This is a genomic window from Pseudomonas sp. KH_046_1 (assembly GCF_057839025.1).
Map to the genome: position 1 here is coordinate 5627231 of NZ_CM174481.1, position 20390 is coordinate 5647620.

Annotated in this window: 16 protein-coding genes; 9 read left to right on the forward strand and 7 right to left on the reverse strand. The window is 60.5% G+C overall.

From position 1 onward, the window contains the following. Window positions 1-108: 108 nt before the first annotated feature. The 5 genes from AC3IT9_RS25790 to AC3IT9_RS25810 all read left to right on the forward strand — a co-directional run bounded on the left by AC3IT9_RS25790 (window position 109) and on the right by AC3IT9_RS25810 (window position 3931). The gene (locus AC3IT9_RS25790) at window positions 109-570 is read left to right on the forward strand and encodes a GNAT family N-acetyltransferase (protein ID WP_007990572.1); all 462 of its coding nucleotides are present in this window, start codon (window positions 109-111) and stop codon (window positions 568-570) included. 270 nt (window positions 571-840) lie between these two features. After that, a complete protein-coding gene (locus AC3IT9_RS25795) occupies window positions 841-1497 on the forward strand; it encodes a DedA family protein (protein WP_489271319.1) in 657 nt (218 codons plus the stop codon). A gap of 4 nt (window positions 1498-1501) precedes the next feature. Beyond that, window positions 1502-2314, forward strand: a complete 813-nt coding sequence (locus AC3IT9_RS25800; protein WP_489271320.1) for a M90 family metallopeptidase — start codon at window positions 1502-1504, stop codon at window positions 2312-2314. A 113-nt stretch (window positions 2315-2427) separates the two neighbouring features. Continuing rightward, window positions 2428-2955, forward strand: a complete 528-nt coding sequence (ppa, locus tag AC3IT9_RS25805) for an inorganic diphosphatase (protein ID WP_007990564.1) — start codon at window positions 2428-2430, stop codon at window positions 2953-2955. Window positions 2956-3184: 229 nt separating this feature from the next. Continuing rightward, entirely contained in the window at window positions 3185-3931 is a 747-nt protein-coding gene (locus tag AC3IT9_RS25810; RefSeq protein ID WP_150726938.1) for a LexA family transcriptional regulator, read from the forward strand. 305 nt (window positions 3932-4236) lie between these two features. Here AC3IT9_RS25810 and AC3IT9_RS25815 read toward each other — a convergent pair whose 3' ends face one another. The 7 genes from AC3IT9_RS25815 to AC3IT9_RS25845 form a co-directional block, all read right to left on the reverse strand. Continuing rightward, on the reverse strand, window positions 4237-5250 hold the full coding sequence (locus tag AC3IT9_RS25815) for a PDDEXK nuclease domain-containing protein (protein ID WP_489271321.1): 1014 nt from the start codon (window positions 5248-5250) through the stop codon (window positions 4237-4239). 146 nt (window positions 5251-5396) lie between these two features. Continuing rightward, entirely contained in the window at window positions 5397-6209 is an 813-nt protein-coding gene (locus AC3IT9_RS25820; RefSeq protein WP_353741649.1) for a YfaP family protein, read from the reverse strand. 3 nt (window positions 6210-6212) lie between these two features. Beyond that, window positions 6213-7856 carry a DUF2300 domain-containing protein gene (locus tag AC3IT9_RS25825; RefSeq protein ID WP_412072399.1) on the reverse strand — a complete coding sequence of 548 codons (1644 nt, stop codon included), beginning with the start codon at window positions 7854-7856 and terminating at the stop codon, window positions 6213-6215. After that, a complete protein-coding gene (locus AC3IT9_RS25830; protein ID WP_489271322.1) occupies window positions 7834-12393 on the reverse strand; it encodes an alpha-2-macroglobulin family protein in 4560 nt (1519 codons plus the stop codon). Before AC3IT9_RS25830 ends, AC3IT9_RS25825 begins: the two co-directional genes overlap by 23 nt. Next, window positions 12390-13055: a DUF1175 domain-containing protein gene (locus AC3IT9_RS25835; RefSeq protein ID WP_353741652.1), complete on the reverse strand. Its 666-nt coding sequence runs from the start codon at window positions 13053-13055 to the stop codon at window positions 12390-12392. Before AC3IT9_RS25835 ends, AC3IT9_RS25830 begins: the two co-directional genes overlap by 4 nt. Next, window positions 13025-14737, reverse strand: a complete 1713-nt coding sequence (locus AC3IT9_RS25840) for a DUF2138 domain-containing protein (RefSeq protein WP_489271323.1) — start codon at window positions 14735-14737, stop codon at window positions 13025-13027. The genes AC3IT9_RS25835 and AC3IT9_RS25840 overlap by 31 nt, the downstream gene beginning before the upstream one ends. Window positions 14738-14776: 39 nt before the next feature. Further along, window positions 14777-15568 carry a YfaP family protein gene (locus tag AC3IT9_RS25845; RefSeq protein ID WP_489271324.1) on the reverse strand — a complete coding sequence of 264 codons (792 nt, stop codon included), beginning with the start codon at window positions 15566-15568 and terminating at the stop codon, window positions 14777-14779. 278 nt (window positions 15569-15846) lie between these two features. Here AC3IT9_RS25845 and AC3IT9_RS25850 point away from each other — a divergent pair, with 278 nt between their 5' ends. From AC3IT9_RS25850 to dxs, 4 genes are all read left to right on the forward strand, one after another. After that, the gene (locus tag AC3IT9_RS25850; protein WP_489271325.1) at window positions 15847-16992 is read left to right on the forward strand and encodes a Fic family protein; all 1146 of its coding nucleotides are present in this window, start codon (window positions 15847-15849) and stop codon (window positions 16990-16992) included. Between the two features lie 144 nt (window positions 16993-17136). Then, window positions 17137-17379, forward strand: a complete 243-nt coding sequence (locus AC3IT9_RS25855) for an exodeoxyribonuclease VII small subunit (RefSeq protein WP_007970180.1) — start codon at window positions 17137-17139, stop codon at window positions 17377-17379. Next, a complete protein-coding gene (gene ispA / locus AC3IT9_RS25860) occupies window positions 17376-18263 on the forward strand; it encodes a (2E,6E)-farnesyl diphosphate synthase (protein ID WP_489271326.1) in 888 nt (295 codons plus the stop codon). The genes AC3IT9_RS25855 and ispA overlap by 4 nt, the downstream gene beginning before the upstream one ends. Window positions 18264-18354: 91 nt before the next feature. Continuing rightward, window positions 18355-20253 carry a 1-deoxy-D-xylulose-5-phosphate synthase gene (gene dxs, locus AC3IT9_RS25865; RefSeq protein ID WP_489271327.1) on the forward strand — a complete coding sequence of 633 codons (1899 nt, stop codon included), beginning with the start codon at window positions 18355-18357 and terminating at the stop codon, window positions 20251-20253. The last annotated feature ends 137 nt before the right edge of the window (window positions 20254-20390 follow it).

Here is a 20390-nt window from a genome sequence, read left to right on the forward strand (position 1 = left end):
TGCGCATTGCACATTCGTACCAGTTTCAGGCAGGATCGTTGCGCGGCCGCCAAGGGTTTCCCATCGCCGTCAGAGACGTAAGACAGCCACTTGAAGACGAGACCTACCATGCGGATTATTCAAGCGACCCTCGAACACCTGGACCTGCTGACCCCGTTGTTCGTCAAATATCGCGAGTTTTATGGTTCCCTGCCGTATCCGGACTCGTCCCGGGCGTTCCTCGAAAAACGCCTGCGTCGCAAGGAGTCGGTGATCTACCTGGCGCTGTCCGATGACGACAGCAACAAACTGATGGGCTTCTGCCAGCTATACCCGAGCTTCTCCTCGCTTTCGCTCAAACGTGTGTGGATCCTCAACGATATTTATGTCGCCGAGGACGCCCGCCGCCAGTTGGTGGCCGACAACCTGATCCGCACAGCAAAAAAAATGGCCAAGGAAACCAATGCCGTGCGCATGCGTGTTTCCACCAGCAGCAACAACGAAGTCGCGCAGAAAACCTACGAGTCCATCGGATTCAAGGAAGACACCGAATTCAAGAACTATGTGCTGCCGATCAGCGACGAACTCTGAATCACCTGCACCCTGCTCGCGATGGCATCGATCGGATTACACTGGTCCAACGAGGCAACGGCATCGCGAGCAGGCTCGCTCCCACCTGATCGTTATCAAACATCAGCCCTGTGATGAAATTCCCCGCTACAATCTCGACGCGATTTTCACCACTCGCCTCGTATAATCCCGATATTCCCGGCTTGTAAGAAAAACTACCCCTATCCGTAGTCTTACGCGAAGTCATCCGCACAGGCCTGCTGAGACGGGCCGTCACCACAGGTGCTATCCATGGATTTCAACCCGATCGACATTGTCCTGCATCTCGACGTCTACCTCGACATGCTTGTAACCAACTACGGGGCATGGATCTACGCCATTCTGTTCTTGGTGATCTTCTGTGAAACCGGTCTTGTGGTCATGCCCTTCCTGCCGGGCGACTCCTTGCTGTTCATCGCCGGCGCCGTGGCGGCCGGTGGCGGCATGGACCCGGTACTGCTCGGCGGCCTGCTGATGCTGGCGGCGATCCTGGGCGACAGCACCAACTACATCATCGGACGAACGGCGGGTGAAAAACTGTTCAGCAATCCGGACTCGAAGATCTTCCGTCGCGACTACCTGCAACAAACCCACGACTTCTACGACAAGCACGGCGGCAAAACCGTGACCCTGGCGCGCTTCCTGCCGATCATCCGTACTTTTGCACCGTTCGTCGCCGGCGTGGGGAAAATGCCTTATCCGCGCTTCTTTGCCTTCAGCGTGCTGGGCACCATCCTGTGGGTCGGCGGCCTGGTGACGCTCGGTTACTTCTTCGGCAACGTGCCGTTCATCAAGAAGAACCTGTCGCTACTGGTAGTCGGCATCATCCTGCTCTCGCTGGTGCCGATGATCATTGGCATGGTGCGTAACCGACTTGCGGGTTCGAACTCCAAAGCCGAATCGCGCTGACACGATGTGGTCCCTGAGCGCCTGGCGTCGCCGGCGCACCCTGGCAAAACACCCGATTGCCGATGACATGTGGCAACGGGTGCGCCATCACCTGAGTTTTCTCGATGGCATCAGCGCCACCGAAGACCAATGGCTGCGCGAAGCCTGCGTGCTGTTCCTCGAAGACAAGCACCTGAGCGCCCTGCCCGGTGTCGAACTGCATCAGGAACAACGCTTGCTGCTCGCAGCCCAGGCGCAATTGCCGCTGCTGCACCTCGGCGACCTGAACTGGTATCAGGGTTTCCACGAAATCATTCTCTACCCCGATGACTTCCTCAGCCCCCAGCGCCATCGCGATGCCAGCGGCGTCGAGCACGAATGGGACGGTGAGCACAGCGGTGAAGCCTGGCAGCAAGGCCCGATCATCCTCGCCTGGCCCGGCGTAATGGCCAGTGGTGGCTGGGAAGGCTACAACCTGGTGATCCACGAACTGGCGCACAAACTCGACATGCTCAACGGCGTCGCCAACGGCCTGCCGCCGTTGCATCCCGACATGCGCGTCAGCGACTGGGCCAGCGTCATGCAAGAGGCCTACGACGACCTCGACCGGCAACTGGAACGCAATCCCGATGCCGAAACTGCCATCGACCCGTATGCCGCCGAGAACCCTGCCGAGTTCTTCGCCGTCACCAGCGAATACTTCTTCAGCGCCCCGGATTTGCTGCACGAGGCCTATCCACAGGTGTACCAGCAGTTGAAGCTGTTCTATCGCCAGGACCCGCTGGCGAGGTTGAAGCAACTTCAGGCGCATGATCCTGTCTATCAGGCACACCAGTGAGCGCCATACGACTTCTGGTCCATGGCGTCGATACAGGAATATGCCTATAATCGCCGCCACTTTTTGGTCAATCCGGCCAAGTGTTTTTGGTCAACTAACGGGGGCAACGCCCAATGAGCTACAGCAAGATTCCGGCTGGCAAAGACCTGCCGAACGACATCTACGTCGCGATCGAGATTCCGGCCAACCACGCGCCGATCAAATACGAAATCGACAAAGACAGCGATTGCCTGTTCGTTGACCGTTTCATGGCCACCCCAATGTTCTACCCGGCCAACTACGGTTACATCCCGAACACCCTGGCTGACGACGGTGATCCCCTCGACGTGCTGGTCGTAACCCCTTACCCGGTTGCTCCAGGTTCGGTAATCCGCGCCCGTCCGGTCGGCATCCTGAACATGACCGACGACGGCGGCGGCGATGCCAAAGTCATCGCAGTCCCACACGACAAGCTGTCCCAGCTGTACGTCGACGTGAAGGAATACACCGACCTGCCAGCGCTGCTGATCCAGCAGATCGAGCACTTCTTCGCGAACTACAAAGATCTCGAAAAAGGCAAATGGGTGAAGATCGAAGGCTGGGCCGGCGCAGACGCCGCCCGCGAAGCGATCACCAAGTCGGTTGCTGCCTACAAAGGTTAAGAGCAGCCGCGTGCTTCAAGCGACAAGCTTCAAGAAAAACCCCGGTTGATCCGGGGTTTTTTGTGGGCGCTTGATAAGCACGCTAAACATTGCGTTTAACCTGCCTCGATCTTGGTTTTTACTTGTTTAAAATTCCCCAAGAGCGTCTTACATCCAGTCGTAAATTTCCCGCAAAATTTGAACGAGGCGTTTATTCAAACCCTTGTTAGCCGCCAGTAGACTCGCGTTCATGAAAAAGAACACTAGCGGCCCACGCTTCAAAGCGCTCCTCGAAGCAGCGAGCATCACGACCACCGGATTTGCCGAATTCCTGGATACGGCTCCGCAAAATGTACATAACTGGTACACCCGCGGTGTGCCCGCCCACTGCATGGAAGAAGTCGCCAGAAAACTCTCCGTCAGCAGCGACTGGCTGAAAACCGGCGAAGGCTCGAAAGACGCCCAACACCTGCGCCTGCTCGACGAAACCGGCAACACCTTCGATGCCCAGACCATCCGCGGTGTCTACACGGTCATCGAGCCTGTCGACGTCGAACTGCCTTTGTACAAAGAAGCTGTCATCGCCCCGGGCTCCAACGAGACCCACGTCATAGAAGACCCCGGGCAATCCATCCGCCTGCCCCGCAGCCACCTTGATTCCCTGGAAATCAACCACGCCGACGCCATCTGTGTCTTCATGAGCGGTAACAGTATGGGAGAGAAAATTGAAGACGGTTCGACCCTGGCGATTGACCGTGGCCTGACTCAGATTATCGATGGCGAGATCTACGCCATCGAACATGACGGCATGCTACGCATCAAGTACCTGCACCGACTACCGGGCAACTCCCTGCGACTGCGCAGCCACAATCGCGCCGAGTACCCGGATGAAATCTTCAGGGCCGCACAAATCGAAGAGCAGAACATCAGGGTGCTGGGCTGGGTGTTCTGGTGGTCGACCCTGAACAAACGGCGGCCGGCGGTGCCGTTTCTTTAAGCGCTCCAGAACGCCCATCGGCCGCCCACCCGGGTGGCCAAACGGCTCTGCCCGGCACTTCCCGCTGGGAATTTGCGTCAAACCTGCGTATGCTGCGCCCCACATTTGCGCATCGACCCACCTTGCGGCTCAGATGCACTGACCTGGCAGATGACTTTCTCACCAGGTCCCACAGCCGGACGCAAGATCCGGGTGTACGTTTTGAAGGCTGGCGCGGTTTACCAAAAATGATCCAAGCCAGTCCCCGAGAAGCCGGCCACAAGCCGGCTTTTTAATGCCTGAAAGAAAGTGATTCACAACAAAAATCACTCAGTCCCTTCAGTATTCAGCGCATAAAACTCCTGCAACTTGGCTTGCAACAGTTTCTTGTCTGGCAATTGGGTGTGGTACTCCGCGATCAAGGCCGGCGACAGTGAGCGGTTCAGGGCGTACTCGACGATTTCGTCCTCCTTGCTCGCGCACAGTAATACGCCGAGCGCCGGGTTTTCGTGTGGCTTGCGGACATTGCGGTCCAATGCTTCAAGATAAAAATCCATCTTCCCCAAGTATTCCGGCTCAAAGCGCCCGACCTTGAGTTCGATCGCCACCAGGCAGTTCAGCCCACGGTGGAAAAACAACAAATCCAGCGCAAAGTCCCGCCCACCTACCTGCAACGGATATTGTGAACCCACAAAGCAGAAGTCCCTGCCCAGTTCGATCAGAAAATCCTTGAGCTTGTGCAACAGGCCTCCATGCAAGTCTGTCTCTGCATGACCACGCTCCAGAGCCAGAAACTCGACCACATAGGCATCCTTGAACACGTCCAGGGCCAGGGGATGAATTTGTCTCAGCGGTGCTGAGACTTTTGCCGGGCTGACCACTGAACGTTCAAACAGAGCCGCCTTGAACTGACGCTCCAGTTCGCGGCTCGACCACTTCTCCTGGATTGCCATGCGCAGGTAAAACTCACGCTCCTCCGGGTGTTTGCTCTGGTTGAGGATGATCAAATTCTGGGTCCAGGGCAAAAGTCGCAGCAGTGCTGCGACTTTTGCATCATGCCTATAGGCCTCGTAAAACTTGCGCATGCGAAAAAGATTCGCACGAGTGAACCCCCGTAATCCAGGCTGTGTATAGGCCAGGTGCTGAGCCAGTTGTGCCACCACTCCATCACCCCACTCCGCCGCTTCAATTTTGCGACTGATGTAGGCCCCAACCTGCCAGTGCAGTTCAATCAGCTCAGTGTTGACCGCCTGCATGGCGCGTTGTCGTGCCGCCACAATCAGTTGGGTGATTTCGTTGAAAGCAGAATCGAGAGAGATATTGCTACGAAGCTCATTCACGTTAGGGCATTTCCATGTCAGTTGGAGGGCCCTTTCAATTACTCCTGATGCCGATGCAGGAACATTCACAATGTATTTCTGCATGAAACAACGCTAATAGGCCTCCACCTCGCCGTGTGCAAAGTCTGCGTAAGTTGTACCTCACCTCACGGATAACTAAACGACTTCACCAACGTCAACTCCCCCACCGCACGCATCGGCACCAGGAAGGTCTCCATCTTCTCGCTCGGCGTGCCTTCCTCGGTGATCACCGTCACCTGCGCCGTGGTCAGCGCTTGCACCGCGTCTTCCTGCCCCTCCTCATCATTGCTGTAGCCGCCGCCGAAGTAGTTCACATACACCAGATATTGCCCCTTGATCGGCGCGGGCATGGCGAAGATTTCCGGGCCGAAGCCGGTGGTGACGTCGACGTCGAGCGCGGCACCGTTGGGGGCGACGCGGTCGCCGTACCAGATGTGCGCGCCGTCGGGAGTGATCAGGTGCAGGTCGAGGTCGGTGCCGTCGCTGTCCCACGCCAGCAATACGCGCAATTTGGCCGGGGTCGCACCGCCGCTGCTGTTGAGAAATTGCGTGCGCTGACGTTGCTGGCCATCGGGGCTGCGAACCTCGACGCTGTTGCTGCCGTTGGGGAATGAGAACGGGCGATCGAAGCGGCCGGCCGGGTCGATTTTCAGCGGCATGCTCACTCCGTTGACGATCAGCCGACCGGGCTCTGTGGATTTGGCTGTGGCTTTGATCTGTCCGCTGATGCGAGCGGTGTTGGCCTGCCCTGCCGGGGTATTCACCGACGAGGCCGGGTAGTTGACGGTCTGCCGGAAGTTTTCCCCTTCGCCCTCAGGCGCACCGGTGCGCCAGCCGCCTGCGGGGGTGTCGAGTTTGACGCTGTCAGCCGCCATCACCGATGGCAACGCCACCAGCGAACAGAGCAACAGCAAGACCTGTGGATAACGGAGTTTCATGGACTATTCCAGCAAGAGGTGGCGGGCGAGCCCTTCGATGTAGGTTTCGTCCTGGCCGTTGGGGTGTGCGTCGAAGGCCAGGTGCAGGTATTCGTGGGTCAGGTCGAGGCGGTCTTGCAGTGTCTGCGCGCCACGCACGTAGATGCGCTGACGTTCACGGTCGACATAGGGGCGGCCGAAGGCCAGGCGGCAGACGGCGAAGGTGCTGACTTCGTTGTAGCCGGTTTCACTTTCAAGCTTCTGGCGCCAGCCGCGCCGTTGTTTCTGTAACCATTCTTGTGCGGCGGGCAACGCTGCGCAGGACGCGACCGGGTTGTCCCAGCGACTGAGACTGGCGCGTGGGTAGGCGTGCAGCAGGATGGCGTCGTAGCGCTGGCCGGCACGGGCCTGTTCGACGGCTTGCTGCCAGGACAGTTTGTCCGGGCCGGGTTGATCGGAATGGTAGGTGACGGTGCTGCCGGCCAGCACCAGGTCGCTGGTCCACGCGGCGATATCGCGTGACTCGGGCGACGCCGGACGCGGTGCGACCCGCTGACGGCTGCTGCTGTCGTCGATGCTCAGGCAGTCACCGCTGCGCGTGGCGTTTTGCAGCAGGTAAGTGCGGATGGCCACGGCCAGGGCTTTGGCGGCCTCGACCGGTTCGGCGCTGGCTTCGCGCTGAAGAACACGGGCAACGTACTCTTCGCGATCCAGACGTGCCACGAGCTTGTGGTCCAGCAGAAACAGTTCTCCGTCGCTGTGAATATCCAGCGCATTACCCTTGGCGAATTCAACGCGGTAGTCACCCTGCAATGCCCCGGAAGTCACCGCGGTGCCCCCTGACAGCACGCGCCGAAGTGGATAGCGGGAGAACAGGTCGACCTCTACGCACTGCCCTGCATCCACAGGCCATGCAACAGGGATAACCGTAGACAGTGCCTGCGCGTAATCTCGAAGAACCCGTTGACTGGTACCGCGCCCGCCGGCCCAGACCGGTGTAGCGTCCGTCGTCCAACCGGCAAACCCGCCCTGACGCGATGTCGCATCCTGATCCGCCAGCCAGCTCCAGGTCTTGACCCGCAGGCGGCTTCCGAGTTCGCCGACGACATGGCCATCGGCGGCATTGAGCACCACATCGAGCAACACACGCCGGGCTTGATCCTGCGCCGGCAGCACGGCCAATACCTTCAACAGATCTGCTACCGAAACCCGGGTAGCCGGTTGCAACGAAGGCAAATCCAGCAACCATTGCGGCACCTGCCGCGCCTGCCAATAGGCTCGCCAGTCGGCATCGCTGATGCCCAACCGCGCGGGTTCGAAATACAGACCGCATGACTTCACCAACGCCTGATCACGCTCGATCCTGCCGCCCGCCGTGCAGCAATAAACCTCTTCCTTCGACTGGCCGCGACATTCATAAGCCGGCTCACGCGCGCCAGTGTCCACCAGCCAGGCGTAGACGAACAACTTCCACACACTGCCCAGCGGCGTCTGCAACGTCTGCGGCAACGGCTCGCGGGTGATCACCTGCGTTCGGCTCAGCGACAACAAATCGCCCTTGAAGGCCAGGCGCAAAGGTTCGTCCTGCGCCGTCGCCAGCACAGGGATCAAACACAGCAACCAACCTATCAGCAGCCTGTGCACGTCAGTGAACCGTGACCTGGCCAAGGGCTGCCTTTTGTTCAAGCGCCTGATGCTGCGGCGCATAAACCTGCGTGAAACGCACCGGCGGCAAGTTGAACTGCCCCTTCTGCGAGAATCGCACCAAGTGCCGCAGGCGCAATTCGCCACTCAAGGCATCGACCGGAATGGCGTAAGCCATTTGGCCCGGTTCGAATCGCGCCTTCTCCAGCGATGTCGGTTCGGTGCCAGCCTTGCCCATGAGCTTGATGCCCCAGGTCGTGCGTTCGACATCGGCGCCCGGTGGCAACGGCACTTCCAGCATCCCGTAACGCAACGGTCTGGCGGCTTTGCTGGTGACGATCACTTCGTCGAGATAGAGGTTGTCGCTGGACAGCGGCGCGTTGCCGACCGCCTCAAGTTTGAAGGTAAAGGCCTCATCCCCCGGCACCAGTCGCGACAGGCGACGGGTGATGGTCACGGCCATCGGATCGACCGCCGGCTGTTGGCTGCGGTAGCTCAATGCAGCGCGCAGCGGACGCTCTTGGGCGCCGGTCAGCGTCAATACCGTCGGCACTGGCGCAGGCCCCTGCCACGTCCAATACATCTCACCAGATACCCCGTACTGTTTCTTCCAGCCTTCACCCGGCGCCAATGCAATGGTGGGCGATGCCTGCTCGATGCTGCGTTGCAGCCAGGTCAACGCCAACGCACGTTCCAGAGTCGATTGCTGTGGCAGCAAACGTTGCAGCAAGGCCTGGGCGTGAGCCTGATCGAAGGGTTGCAGCGACAGGTTCAGCGCTTCGGCAAACGGCTGGGAACTGACCGCCAGACGTTGCTGCGCGTCGGCCAGTTGCCGATTGAACGCATCCGGCAAAGCGACCTTCGCTTGCCTGGCCAGCGATGCCGTCAGCACCCGTGCGGCAGCCAGCCCCAAGGCTGAATCCGGATCGCTCATCACGAGGCTGTCTTCGCCGTCTTCCATCAGGTTCGCGGCGGTGCCCTCGCCCGCTTTCGCCAGGTCGTCCATCAAGCCGCTGAGCAAGGTGTTGACCGGTAACTGCATCTGTTTGGCGAACGACAGGATCAGCGCCCGCTGCAACAGCGGCGTATTCTTCGCCTGCTTGGCGTAGACCTCCAGCACCCGCTGCCAATGCTCCGGCGGCAGGCTCAGTTCCAGCACCTGGCTGGCGTGCCAGTCGGCGTAATAGGCGTAGGCGGTGAGGAACGCATCCGGCTCGCCGTCCATGCCCCACCAGGTGAAGCTCGCCGAAGGGCCGGCCATTTGCACCAGGCGCAGGCGACTGTTTTGCATGATCAGGCGCAGGCGATCGCGGATCTGCGGATTCGCCGCCAGCGTCGGGTAGACGATGCTCAACGGCAACAGGCGGCTGGCGGTCTGCTCGACGCCACCGTAGGGGTAGCTCAGCAGATCGTCGAGGGCAGAACGGAACAACGCTTGCGGACTATCATCCAGGCGCAGGCGGATATCACTGGCGTCTGTCGGCAACGTCAGCGGCGTATCGCCCTCACCCACATCAAGGCTCTGGACTTGAGTCATCTGCCAGCCTTCACCGGTCGCGCTCAGGTGCACCGCCAGGGCATCAGCGGTTTTGCCATCCTGCACCAGCTCGGCGCTCCACTCGCCATTGGCCAGTTCAAAGGTCGGCAACGGGATGTAGTTGATGCCACTGTTCAGGGTCACCGGCACGCGCTGTTCGTTGCCGGCGTAACGGGTCACCAGTTCGGCCTTGACCGGTTTCTCGGCCTGGCTGAAAGCGAACACACCGAGGTCCGGTTTGTCGCCGGCGCGGAATCGGGTCGGGCCGCTCCACTTCAGGTACAGAGGTTTTTCCGAGCGTACGAACTGCTTCTTCTGCCCGACCTGACCGTCATCGGCGATGGCCCTGGCGGTGATGCGCCAGCGGGTCAGGGAGTCGGGCATCTTGAAGGTAAAGCGGGTTTTGCCGTTGGCATCGGTCAGCAACTCAGGTTGCCACGCAGCCGTGTCGACATCCTCGCGACGCGGTCGCTCCAGCACCTTCACGCCGCGTTCACTGCGATTGGCTTTGCCCGGTGCACCGGGACTACCCGGCAAGGCGACGTCATAACTGATGAACGACAAACTGGCGCTGGTGCGCACGTTGTTGCGCCGTGGGTGATAGAAAAACTGGTCGATGCTCGGCGCGACTTCCGGTTGCAGGGCGTAGACCATTTCATCGACCACGCTGACCGTCAGGTGCGCGGGAATCGCTTTGCCGGCGAACTGGGTGGTCAGGTCTACAGAGACGGTTTCACCCGGCTGATAGGTTTCCTTATCCGTGGTGATGGCGACGTCGATCTGTGGCGTTACCACCTTGATGCCGGCGTTCTGGAAGCTGTATTGGCCGCCCTTGGTGTACAGCACCGAGAAGGTCAGGTTCGGCGCGAAACCGTCCTTCACCGGGATGCGCGCGCGGTATTGGGTATCGCTGAGTTTTTCCATCTTCAGCCAGTCGCCGCCCCTGGACAGCAGCGCGGTCGCTTCGACCTTATCGCGCTCCAGAGAAAGCAGCGCATCGCTCACTGGCTCGGGGAAAGTGATCAGCGCCAGCGCTTCATCGCCTGCGATGTACTCGGACTTGTCGAGGACGATTTCCACGGTGCCGGGTACGGCTTTGACACCTTCGCCGGTAACCGAATGGCCGGTGGCGCCGACCACCCGGCCATGATCATCCTTGAGCGTCAGGTTGTAGGTGCCCGGCCGATCGAAGGCCAGGATGAACCCCTTGTCGGTTGCCGCAAGTTTGCCTTCGCCGGTGCTCTGGTCCTCCAAACGCACCCAGCCATAGCTGCCCGGCGTAACGGCGTCGACCTGCTCGCCTTCGCGGGCGTAGCTGAAGGCAACCTTGTCACCCACCGCGCTGAAGCGTTGAGGCGCGCTCAAGCGGAAATTCGCCGCGCCACGGTCGATGAGGATTTCCTTGGTGGTCTTGACCCGATACGCCGCACCGTCGCTGGCAAACACGGTGAGCATGTAGCGACTCGGTTTGTCCGCTGCCGGCAAATCGAGGGACGCATTGCCCTTGGCGTCGGTGGTCAATTCGGTACTGGTCAGCTCCACCGGAAATTGCCCGAGGTATTGCAGTTCGTTGTCGACCATCGACAGTTGTTGGGCGCGCAGGCTCAGGCTCAATTTCGCATTGGCCACCGGCTTGCCGTCCGGGTACAGCAGCACCAGGTTGCCCTTGACCGGCTCGCCAGTACGGTAATCCTGCTTGGCCAGATTGAGCGAAATCTCGAAGTGCGGCTTGATGTATTCAGCGACGCGAAAGGCGCTGCTGTAGGCCTGATCCTTGTAGTTGAAACGCAGTTCATAACCACCGGCCACGGCGTTGTCCGGCAACTGGAATCGGCCTTGAGTGCCTGCCTTGGAATCGAGCTTCAGATCGAGGGATTGCAGCGCCGTGCCGGTCGCATCCAGTACGGTCACATTGACATCGGCCGCGCTTGGCTGCACCGAGTCCCGCGCGTTCTTGAACTCCCGCCCGACGATTTTCAGCGACACCCAATCCCCCGGCCGATACAGCGGCCGGTCGGTGAAGGCATAGAGTTTGGTGTCGTAGATTTCGCTGTCGTAGTAGAAATTCTCGGAGACGAACACCCCGCCCTCTTCGTCTTCGCCGATCACGAACGAGCGCTCGGGGCTGACGTGTTTCAGGCGCAGCAAGCCGTCGGTATCGGTGGCGCCGCTGCTCATTACACCGAGGCCATCGGTCCACAGCACATTGACCTTCGGTACCGAGCTGCCTTCGTGTTTGCGCGCGGCCCACACCAGCAATTCGTCACCGGCGATCTTGCTCACCGCCACGGTGTTGGAGACGAACACCATGGTAGTCGCACGGTACTTGCCGATCAGCGCTTCCACCAGATACAGACCCGGTTTGAGATTGCCCAACGGGATGTATACGTTGCCCGGCGCGACGCTGACGAACTCACTGGAAGAACCGGCCAGGTTCACCCCCGCAGGTGGCTGGATCGGCTTGGCCTGCCACAACGGATAACGGAACTGGGTGACCACCGGCAAACCCGGTATCAGCGCGAATTGCGGCTGCGCATCGTAGGGCGTTGGCGCGGCCATCGCGTTGCCCATCTTCAGTTCCGGCACTTCCTCGGTGACCTGTTTACGCGACTCGTAGGAAAACGCCCGCTGCATCACCCGACGGGATTTGCGATACCAGTTGTCCCACAGGTACGCGAGGGTATTGGACAGACCTTCTCCCTTGAACTGGCCATCGCTGACCACCCGATGCAGGTTCTTCTGGCGCTTGAGAAAATCCAGCGGCTTGTCGATGCGATACACCCGAATGTCTGCGCCGCCGTAGGGTTCCATGCGAAACCGGCGATAGTCGCGGCCCGGCGCTTCGAGGCGCACCATCGCCGGTTCATCGCTGGCAAAACTGCTGTCGGCCAGCAGGAAAAAACTCTCGCCGGCCACCGGCGCATAGCCGCTGGCCGGGACCGAGTCGTCCGCATCAACCGCCGAGAAAGGCAGCACCAATACCAACAGCAGAGACAGAAAACGCAGCATGCGGGCACCGGTCATTGGGAAAGAAAATTCAGTCGATAGACGCCGATGAAGTTGGGGTTGGCTGCGTCGGGTATCCATCGGGTGTCCTTCCATGTCATGAGTTGCTGCAGGCTTGCCGAACGCATGCCGTTGTCGGTGGGTGTGCTGGTGCCGGTGTGATAGGCGATGTAGCGGCCCATCCAGATCATCAGGTGCTGGTCGTCACCCTGATCGAAAAACATCAGATCGCCAGGGCGTGCTTGAGACACGTCGCGGCTGACCAGATGGCTGTTGAACTGGATCAATTTGATCGCATTGACGTAAGGCCCGACCTTGCCGCCGCCCTGCTGCCATTGCTGGGCAAGACCGCGCTGGGCATCGCTCAGTTGCAGTTCCGGCGGCAGGTAACGATTGGACAGGCCATTGCTGCGCAACCATTTGTCGTCATGGACTTTCAGCGCTTCGTTAGCGGCGAAGCGCACCAGCCCGGCGCAGTCTTGCTGATACCAACGCGGGCTCGGGCCCTGGCTCAGTTGCTCTTGGGCGATGCGCACGAACCAGGCGCGAAACACCTGGGATTGCTGTGGGTCGAGCGATGGTGCCTCGACAGCGTGGGCACCCGCGCTCAGCAACAACGCCAGAAGGCCGAGACTTCGGATCAACGCCGTCACAGCGCTTTCCACTCCAGCGGCAGCCATTGCCAATGGCCGTCGGGCTCACTGCCTTCGGGCAAGGTCAGCGCATATTTGCCGTAGCCGCCGAGCTTGCGCAGTTTCGGGATCAGGTAGGTTTGCGCGGCGTTGTAGAACACCGGTTCCATGTCCTGAGGCAGGCTGTCGAGGGTTTCCTGCTGCATCAATTGCGCCATGGAATCGGGGCCGAAATACACTGGCATCAACAGGTCTTTCGGTACCACGTCGGCCATCGGCGGGAAGCGTTTGTCGAGGGTGCCGAGGGCCTTATCCACAAGCTTGTCGTCGAGGGAAAACAGCAATGTTGAGCCATGGCGGGCCAGGCTCACACGCATGAACGCCTTGCCGCTGATCGCCTCCGGGTTCTCGGCGTCCTTGGCTTTGTACGGGCCGAAACTGGAACTGACTTGCCGCTGCCACTGATGGCTCTGCCCTTCCTGTTTCTCCACCACCGGGAATGCGTGCTCGGCGACATTGCCTTCATAGGCGCCGACCATCGAGCCGAACAGCTTGCCCAGTTCGCCATCGAGCGTGCCGCCATCCTCGTCGTTCAGACTGGCCACCAGCAACGGCGTGTACAGACGCGAATCAGCGTACCAGCAAAGCCCCGCCGCGCCGGCCATGTGTTCGGTCAACGCTTGTGCCACGTCATCTTCGGCACCGAGTTTCACCAGCAGCGGTTTCTGTTGTTCGGCAGCCAGCGGTAACGCCACGCAAGCGCTGGCGCCCATGGGCATGGCTTGCCAGATCGGTTTGAAATCGAAGTCCGGCTGATTCTCCAGCTCATCCATGGCCAGGAAGCTGTGCCAGCCCTTGTCGTCCATGTCGAAACGCAGGCCGGCGAAGTTCGGAATGAAGCGCTGATACCCCATGGCCAAAACACTGGCATTCACCGACAGGCGTTGTTTCACCTCCGGCGCACGCGGCGGCAGGCCAAAGGCTTCGGGGAACAGTTTGTCGCCATTGAGCAGCGCAGCAATGGCCGTTGTCGACACGCTGCCCGATTCTTCCGTTGCACCACTTTGCGGATCGTAGAGTTTCGCCGGATTGGACAGCACCACCAGTTTGTCGCCATGGGACGCGAACAGCAGCGCCTTGCTGGCGTTGTAACTGAGTTGATAGAGCGCCACGTCGTCGGCGCCGACCTTCACGTCAGCGACCTTGCTCAACTGCGAGTCGTCCAGTGCCACTTTGGCCAGCGGCTCCAGCACCTTGGCCAGCCCGCCGCGATCCATCACCAGCAGGAAATCCTTGAGCCGCCCATCCGCCCCGCGCCACAACGCTACGTCGGCAGGCTGATCGAACAGTTGCTCGATCAAGGTGTCCTGCAGTTTCAGGTCATGTTCGTAGATGATCCGCCGCAAGCTGCCAATCAACCCCAGGCGGTCGGCATGGGTTTCGTAATAGAAGACGAAATCTTCGGTCAGGGTTTCCTTGAGGAACGGCACCGCCAGCAAGTCCTTGGGCAATTGGCTCAGGGAATGGGTTTCCAGCAGGCCATCCGGGCGGCTCATGCCCAGTTTGTCACTGGCCAACACAGGTGCCGGAGCCTTGGGCTTGTGCATGAACCACCCCAACCCACCGGCCACAACAATGACCAGGCATATCCCGATCAGCAGCGTCGGCCAATGCAGGGGAGATTTGGCCGCTGGTGCGCCAGCGGCCGGAGTAACAGTGCTATCACTCATGTTCACAAAACCCGATGTTCATCCGTGGAGCGGGGATGCTTAGTAGTTGAAAGTCTTGACCAGCAGCAGGTCGCCGATTGCGCGCAGGGGCACGATGAACGTCTCGCGTTTTTCATCGACGGTGTTTTCGTTGAACACCAGGTTGATCTGCGAGGTAATCACCTCGTTCTGGTTGCCGGACTCATCGAAGTTATAGCCGCCGCTGCCGAAGTTGCCCCAATAGTTCACGTAAACCAGATAAGTGCCACGTAGCGGTGCGGTCATGGTGAACATTTCCGGGCCCGGTCCATCGACGCCATCAGGGTCGAGGCCGCCACCGTTGGTCAAGGCCGGGTGCGCCCAGAAGGCATGCTGGCCGTCCGGCGTGACGATGTGCAGGTCGAGTTCGGCCTTCGGATCGTCCCAACCCAGCACCACGCGAATCCGCGCCGGGGTGCGCAGGTTGTTGGCCTCATAGAATTGAACACGCTTGAGGGACTGGCCTTCGGCGCTGCGCACTTCGACGCTGTTGGAGCCGGCGCCAAACGCATAGGGCCGGGCGAAACGCCCTTGCTCGTCGGTATAGAGATTCAGCGGATTACCGTTGACCGCCAAGGTGTGCGGCCCACGTTGGCCGCCCAAGGCCTTAAGTTGGCCTTCGATCATCGTGCGATTGCGCTGCACGCCCCGGTCGATGGGCGGCGTGGGATAGGCGACTTGCGGGTTTTCGCTACGGTCCAGCAGACCGTTGTAACGCCAGCCGCCCACCGGTTCCGATAATTCAGCATTCGGCGCGGCCAGAATCACAGGCGCGAAAACCAGCCCGATCAGCAGCAAAAGAAATGAGCGCATGCGACGCCTCCTGCCATGCACGACGAAACCTTGCGCCTGATCCTGGGCGCGTTACAGATGCCGATACTGCGTTTCATCTGTAAGACCCGTGACTGCCAGGTCGTATAGGGCTCGAAGGTTAGCCATTCAGGTGTTTTTTAACAATCGGATGGCTCTGAAATTGCGGTGGAAGTCACGGTAATGGGTGGACGTTGAGCCGAATACGCGCCATATTCGGCTCATTATGTGAGCCGAATAGCCTTTCCAATCGGCTCACCCCCACTTAGAGCATCAAGTTCATGACACCTCAATGGATATGGCAGCAGCCTGATTGGCCGGGGTTCACCTGGAATTCCGAACGCTTGGCGCCCTTGTTACGCGAGTGCGTCCAAGCACAAGGTCGGCTAATGGGCATGGCCAGTTCCGTGGGCAGTTCGCTGAGCGCGCAAAGTGAACTGGATGCGTTGTTGCAAAACATCGTCACCTCATCGGCCATTGAAGGAGAACAACTGAACGTCGGCTCCGTTCGTTCGTCGCTGGCTCGACGCCTGGGTCTGGATCTGGTTGATGGCGATAGAGTCAGCCAACGCAGTGAAGGTCTTGCGCAATTGATGCTCGATGCTACGCAGCATTTTGCCGAGCCGCTGACGCTGGATCGCTTGCTGCACTGGCATGAATGGTTGTTTCCGGAGCAGGACGGCGACCTCGCCGCCCGGGCGATACGTGTCGGTGCATTGCGAGGTGATGAACCGATGCAGGTCGTCTCCGGTCGTCTCGACAAGCCGACCGTGCACTTCGAAGCGCCGCCTCGACTGGGCCTGGAGCGGCAACTCGAAATCTTCCTAGACTGGTTTGAGAGCGGCCGAAGCCAGGCCGGACTCGACCCATTGCTGCGCGCTGGTATCGCACACTTCTGGTTTGTCACACTCCACCCTTTTGACGACGGCAATGGTCGCCTCACTCGCACCATCACCGATCTGGCATTGGCACAGGGCGAGGCTCAGGCGATTCGTTTTTACGCAATGTCGGCAAGCATTCTTGAGGATCGCTCCGGTTACTATCGGGTGCTGGAAACCAGTCAAAAGGCTACGACAGATGTCACTGTGTGGCTGGAGTGGTTCCTGCAGACTCTTCTGCGCAGCCTGCAACAAGCGATGACACGGATCGACAGTGTGCTGGGCAAGGCGCGATTCTGGCAGGCACACCAGAGATCCGAGCTATCGGCCGAGCAAACAAAGGTACTGAATCGCTTGCTCGATGGCGGCGAAAGAGGCTTCGAGCAGGGCATCAGTGCAGCTCAATACCAGGCCGTCGCCAAAGTATCCAAAGCGACAGCAACCCGTCATCTGACCGAACTGCTGAACAAAGACTGCCTGCAACGCCTGCCCGGTGGCGGGCGCAGTACCCGGTACCAGATCAAATACCCCAATACGACGGACACCTGATGCCTGTGGCGAGGGAGCCAACTCCCTCGCCACAGTGTTTTTTCATCCAGAAATTGCGACAGCAAATCCCCCCCGCTCATTTGCCCCTGCCCCCCCCTATCTGCTAGTGTCGCGCCGGTTTAACGTCAACCGGAAATCGCCGCCATGGCCCGCAAAAAAGCTGCACTGGATTTCGAACAATCCCTCGCCGACCTGCAAACGCTGGTGGAGCGTCTGGAGAATGGCGAATTGTCGCTGGAGGACTCGCTGGCCGCTTTCGAGCAAGGCATCGGTCTGACTCGCGATTGCCAGGCGGCGCTGGCCCAGGCCGAGCAAAAGGTTCAGGTGCTGCTCGAGCGTGATGGCGAGTTGGCCGAGGAACCCTTCGACGCGGATCAGCCAGAATGATTGCAGCGTACTCGGCAAGCAGCCAGGCCCGTGTCAATGCGGCTCTGGAAACCCTGTTCATTGCGCCAAGCCCCGAGCTGGCGCGACTGTATGAGGCCATGCGCTACAGCGTGATGAATGGCGGCAAACGCGTGCGTCCACTGTTGGCCTACGCCGCGTGCGAAGCGTTGGGCGGCAAGGCCGAGCAAGCCAACGGCGCAGCCTGTGCGGTGGAGCTGATCCACGCCTATTCGCTGGTGCATGACGATTTGCCGGCGATGGACGATGACGACCTGCGTCGCGGCCAGCCAACCACCCACAAGAAATTCGATGAAGCCTGCGCGATCCTCGCCGGCGACGGCTTGCAGAGCCTGGCCTTCAGCGCCCTGCTCGATCCACGCCTGAGCACTTCGGAGGCTGAAATCCGCCTGCAAATGGTCAGCGCCCTGGCGCTGGCGGCAGGCCCCGCGGGCATGGTCGGCGGTCAGGCCATCGACCTCGGCTCGGTCGGCCTGAAGCTTGATCAGAAAGCCCTGGAGTACATGCACCGGCACAAGACCGGCGCGTTGATCGAGGTCAGCGTCAAACTCGGCGCCCTGGCCAGCGGGCGTGCCGAGAAAGACGAACTCAAGTCCCTGCAGGCTTATGCACAGGCCATCGGCTTGGCATTCCAGGTGCAGGACGACATTCTCGACGTTGAAAGCGATACCGAAACCCTCGGCAAACGCCAGGGTGCCGACATTGCCCGGGATAAACCGACCTACCCGGCCCTGCTCGGCCTCGACGCCGCCAAGGCCTATGCCCTGGAGCTGCGCGACCAGGCCCTGCACGCCCTGCGACCGTTTGACGCAGCGGCCGAGCCGTTGCGCGATCTGGCCCGGTATATCGTCGATCGCCGCAGCTGACGGCGAATCCGCCAAAAAAAACCAACGCGTGGGCAGGGACCGATGCATCAGGTAAACTGCCGCATCTTTTATACCTATAACGATTCGCCTGATGCCCACGACGTTTCATGAGATTCCCCGCAAGCGCCCGACCACGCCCCTGCTCGACCGCGCGAACACGCCGGACGGCCTGCGCCGGTTAGGCGAAGCCGAGCTGGAAACCCTGGCCGATGAGTTGCGCCTGGAATTGCTCTACACGGTCGGCCAGACCGGTGGGCATTTCGGTGCCGGCCTGGGCGTGATCGAGCTGACCATCGCGCTGCATTACGTCTTCGACACCCCGGACGACCGGTTGGTGTGGGACGTGGGTCATCAGGCTTATCCACACAAGATCCTCACCGGTCGTCGCGAGCGCATGGGCACTCTGCGCCAGAAGGACGGCGTCGCTGCCTTCCCGCGCCGCTCCGAGAGCGAGTACGACACCTTTGGCGTCGGCCACTCCAGCACCTCGATCAGTGCAGCGCTGGGCATGGCGATTGCCGCCCGCCTGCAAAACAGCGAGCGCAAGGCGATCGCGGTGATCGGCGACGGCGCGTTGACCGCGGGCATGGCGTTCGAGGCGCTGAACCATGCGCCGGAAGTGGACGCCAACATGCTGGTGATCCTCAACGACAACGACATGTCGATCTCGCGCAACGTCGGTGGCCTGTCGAACTACCTGGCGAAGATCCTTTCCAGCCGCACCTATGCGAGCATGCGCGAAGGCAGCAAGAAAGTGCTGTCGCGCCTGCCCGGCGCCTGGGAAATCGCCCGTCGCACCGAAGAATATGCCAAGGGCATGCTGGTTCCCGGCACACTGTTCGAAGAACTGGGCTGGAACTACATCGGCCCGATCGATGGCCACGACCTCCCGACCCTGATCGCCACCCTGCGCAACATGCGCGATCTGAAAGGTCCGCAGTTCCTGCACGTCGTCACCAAGAAAGGCAAAGGCTTCGCCCCGGCGGAAGTCGACCCGATCGGTTACCACGCCATCACCAAACTCGAACCGCTGGACGCCCCGGCCGCCGCGCCGAAAAAGGCCAGCGGGCCGAAATATTCCGGCGTGTTCGGTGAATGGCTGTGCGACATGGCGGCTGCCGATCCGCGTCTGGTCGGGATTACCCCGGCGATGAAGGAAGGCTCGGACCTGGTCGCTTTCAGCGAACGTTTCCCGCTGCGCTACTTCGACGTGGCCATTGCCGAGCAGCACGCCGTCACCCTCGCGGCCGGCATGGCCTGCGAAGGCGCCAAACCCGTGGTGGCCATCTATTCGACCTTCCTGCAGCGCGGCTACGACCAGTTGGTGCATGACGTCGCCGTGCAGAACCTCGACGTGCTGTTCGCCATCGACCGCGCAGGCCTGGTGGGCGAAGACGGTCCGACCCACGCCGGCAGCTTCGATTTGTCGTTCCTGCGCTGCATTCCCGGCATGCTGGTGATGACGCCGAGCGATGAAAACGAGCTGCGCAAGATGCTCACCACCGGTCACCTGTACGAAGGCCCGGCGGCGGTGCGCTACCCGCGCGGCAACGGCCCGAACGCGACCATCGAGAAAGACCTCGAGCCGATCGAGATCGGCAAAGGCATAGTCCGCCGCCAGGGCAGCAAAGTCGCCCTGCTGGTGTTCGGCGTGCAACTGGCCGAAGCCCTGAAAGTCGCCGAGACGCTGGACGCGACCGTGGTCGACATGCGTTTCGTCAAGCCGCTGGATGAAGCGCTGGTTCGCGAAATCGCCAGCAGCCACGAGCTGCTGGTGACCGTCGAAGAAAACGCGATCATGGGCGGCGCCGGTGGCGCGGTCAGCGAATTCCTCGCTCGCGAGAATATCCTCAAGTCGGTGCTGCACCTGGGCTTGCCGGACATTTACGTCGAACACGCCAAGCCTGCGCAAATGCTGGCTGAGTGTGGTTTGGATGAGGCGGGAATCGAAGCGTCCATTCGCGAGCGCCTGCAACTGCTCAACATCTAAATCTCTGGATACATGCAACACCCTGTGGGAGCGGGCTTGCTCGCGAAAGCGTCGGATCATTCAACTGAGAAGTTGACTGACACTCCGCCTTCGCGAGCAAGCCCGCTCCCACATTTGATTTGTGTGCGCCACGAAAC

Excerpts from the sequence above, each read along its gene's own strand:
- AC3IT9_RS25790 (WP_007990572.1), top strand. The coding sequence starts at position 109 with ATGCGGATTATTCAAGCGACCCTCGAACACCTGGACCTGCTGACCCCG.
- AC3IT9_RS25795 (WP_489271319.1), top strand. The coding sequence starts at position 841 with ATGGATTTCAACCCGATCGACATTGTCCTGCATCTCGACGTCTACCTC.
- AC3IT9_RS25800 (WP_489271320.1), top strand. The coding sequence starts at position 1,502 with ATGTGGTCCCTGAGCGCCTGGCGTCGCCGGCGCACCCTGGCAAAACAC.
- ppa (WP_007990564.1), top strand. The coding sequence starts at position 2,428 with ATGAGCTACAGCAAGATTCCGGCTGGCAAAGACCTGCCGAACGACATC.
- AC3IT9_RS25810 (WP_150726938.1), top strand. The coding sequence starts at position 3,185 with ATGAAAAAGAACACTAGCGGCCCACGCTTCAAAGCGCTCCTCGAAGCA.
- AC3IT9_RS25820 (WP_353741649.1), bottom strand. The coding sequence starts at position 6,209 with ATGAAACTCCGTTATCCACAGGTCTTGCTGTTGCTCTGTTCGCTGGTG.
- AC3IT9_RS25830 (WP_489271322.1), bottom strand. The coding sequence starts at position 12,393 with ATGACCGGTGCCCGCATGCTGCGTTTTCTGTCTCTGCTGTTGGTATTG.
- AC3IT9_RS25835 (WP_353741652.1), bottom strand. The coding sequence starts at position 13,055 with ATGGCTGCCGCTGGAGTGGAAAGCGCTGTGACGGCGTTGATCCGAAGT.
- AC3IT9_RS25840 (WP_489271323.1), bottom strand. The coding sequence starts at position 14,737 with ATGAGTGATAGCACTGTTACTCCGGCCGCTGGCGCACCAGCGGCCAAA.
- AC3IT9_RS25845 (WP_489271324.1), bottom strand. The coding sequence starts at position 15,568 with ATGCGCTCATTTCTTTTGCTGCTGATCGGGCTGGTTTTCGCGCCTGTG.
- AC3IT9_RS25850 (WP_489271325.1), top strand. The coding sequence starts at position 15,847 with ATGACACCTCAATGGATATGGCAGCAGCCTGATTGGCCGGGGTTCACC.
- AC3IT9_RS25855 (WP_007970180.1), top strand. The coding sequence starts at position 17,137 with ATGGCCCGCAAAAAAGCTGCACTGGATTTCGAACAATCCCTCGCCGAC.
- ispA (WP_489271326.1), top strand. The coding sequence starts at position 17,376 with ATGATTGCAGCGTACTCGGCAAGCAGCCAGGCCCGTGTCAATGCGGCT.
- dxs (WP_489271327.1), top strand. The coding sequence starts at position 18,355 with ATGCCCACGACGTTTCATGAGATTCCCCGCAAGCGCCCGACCACGCCC.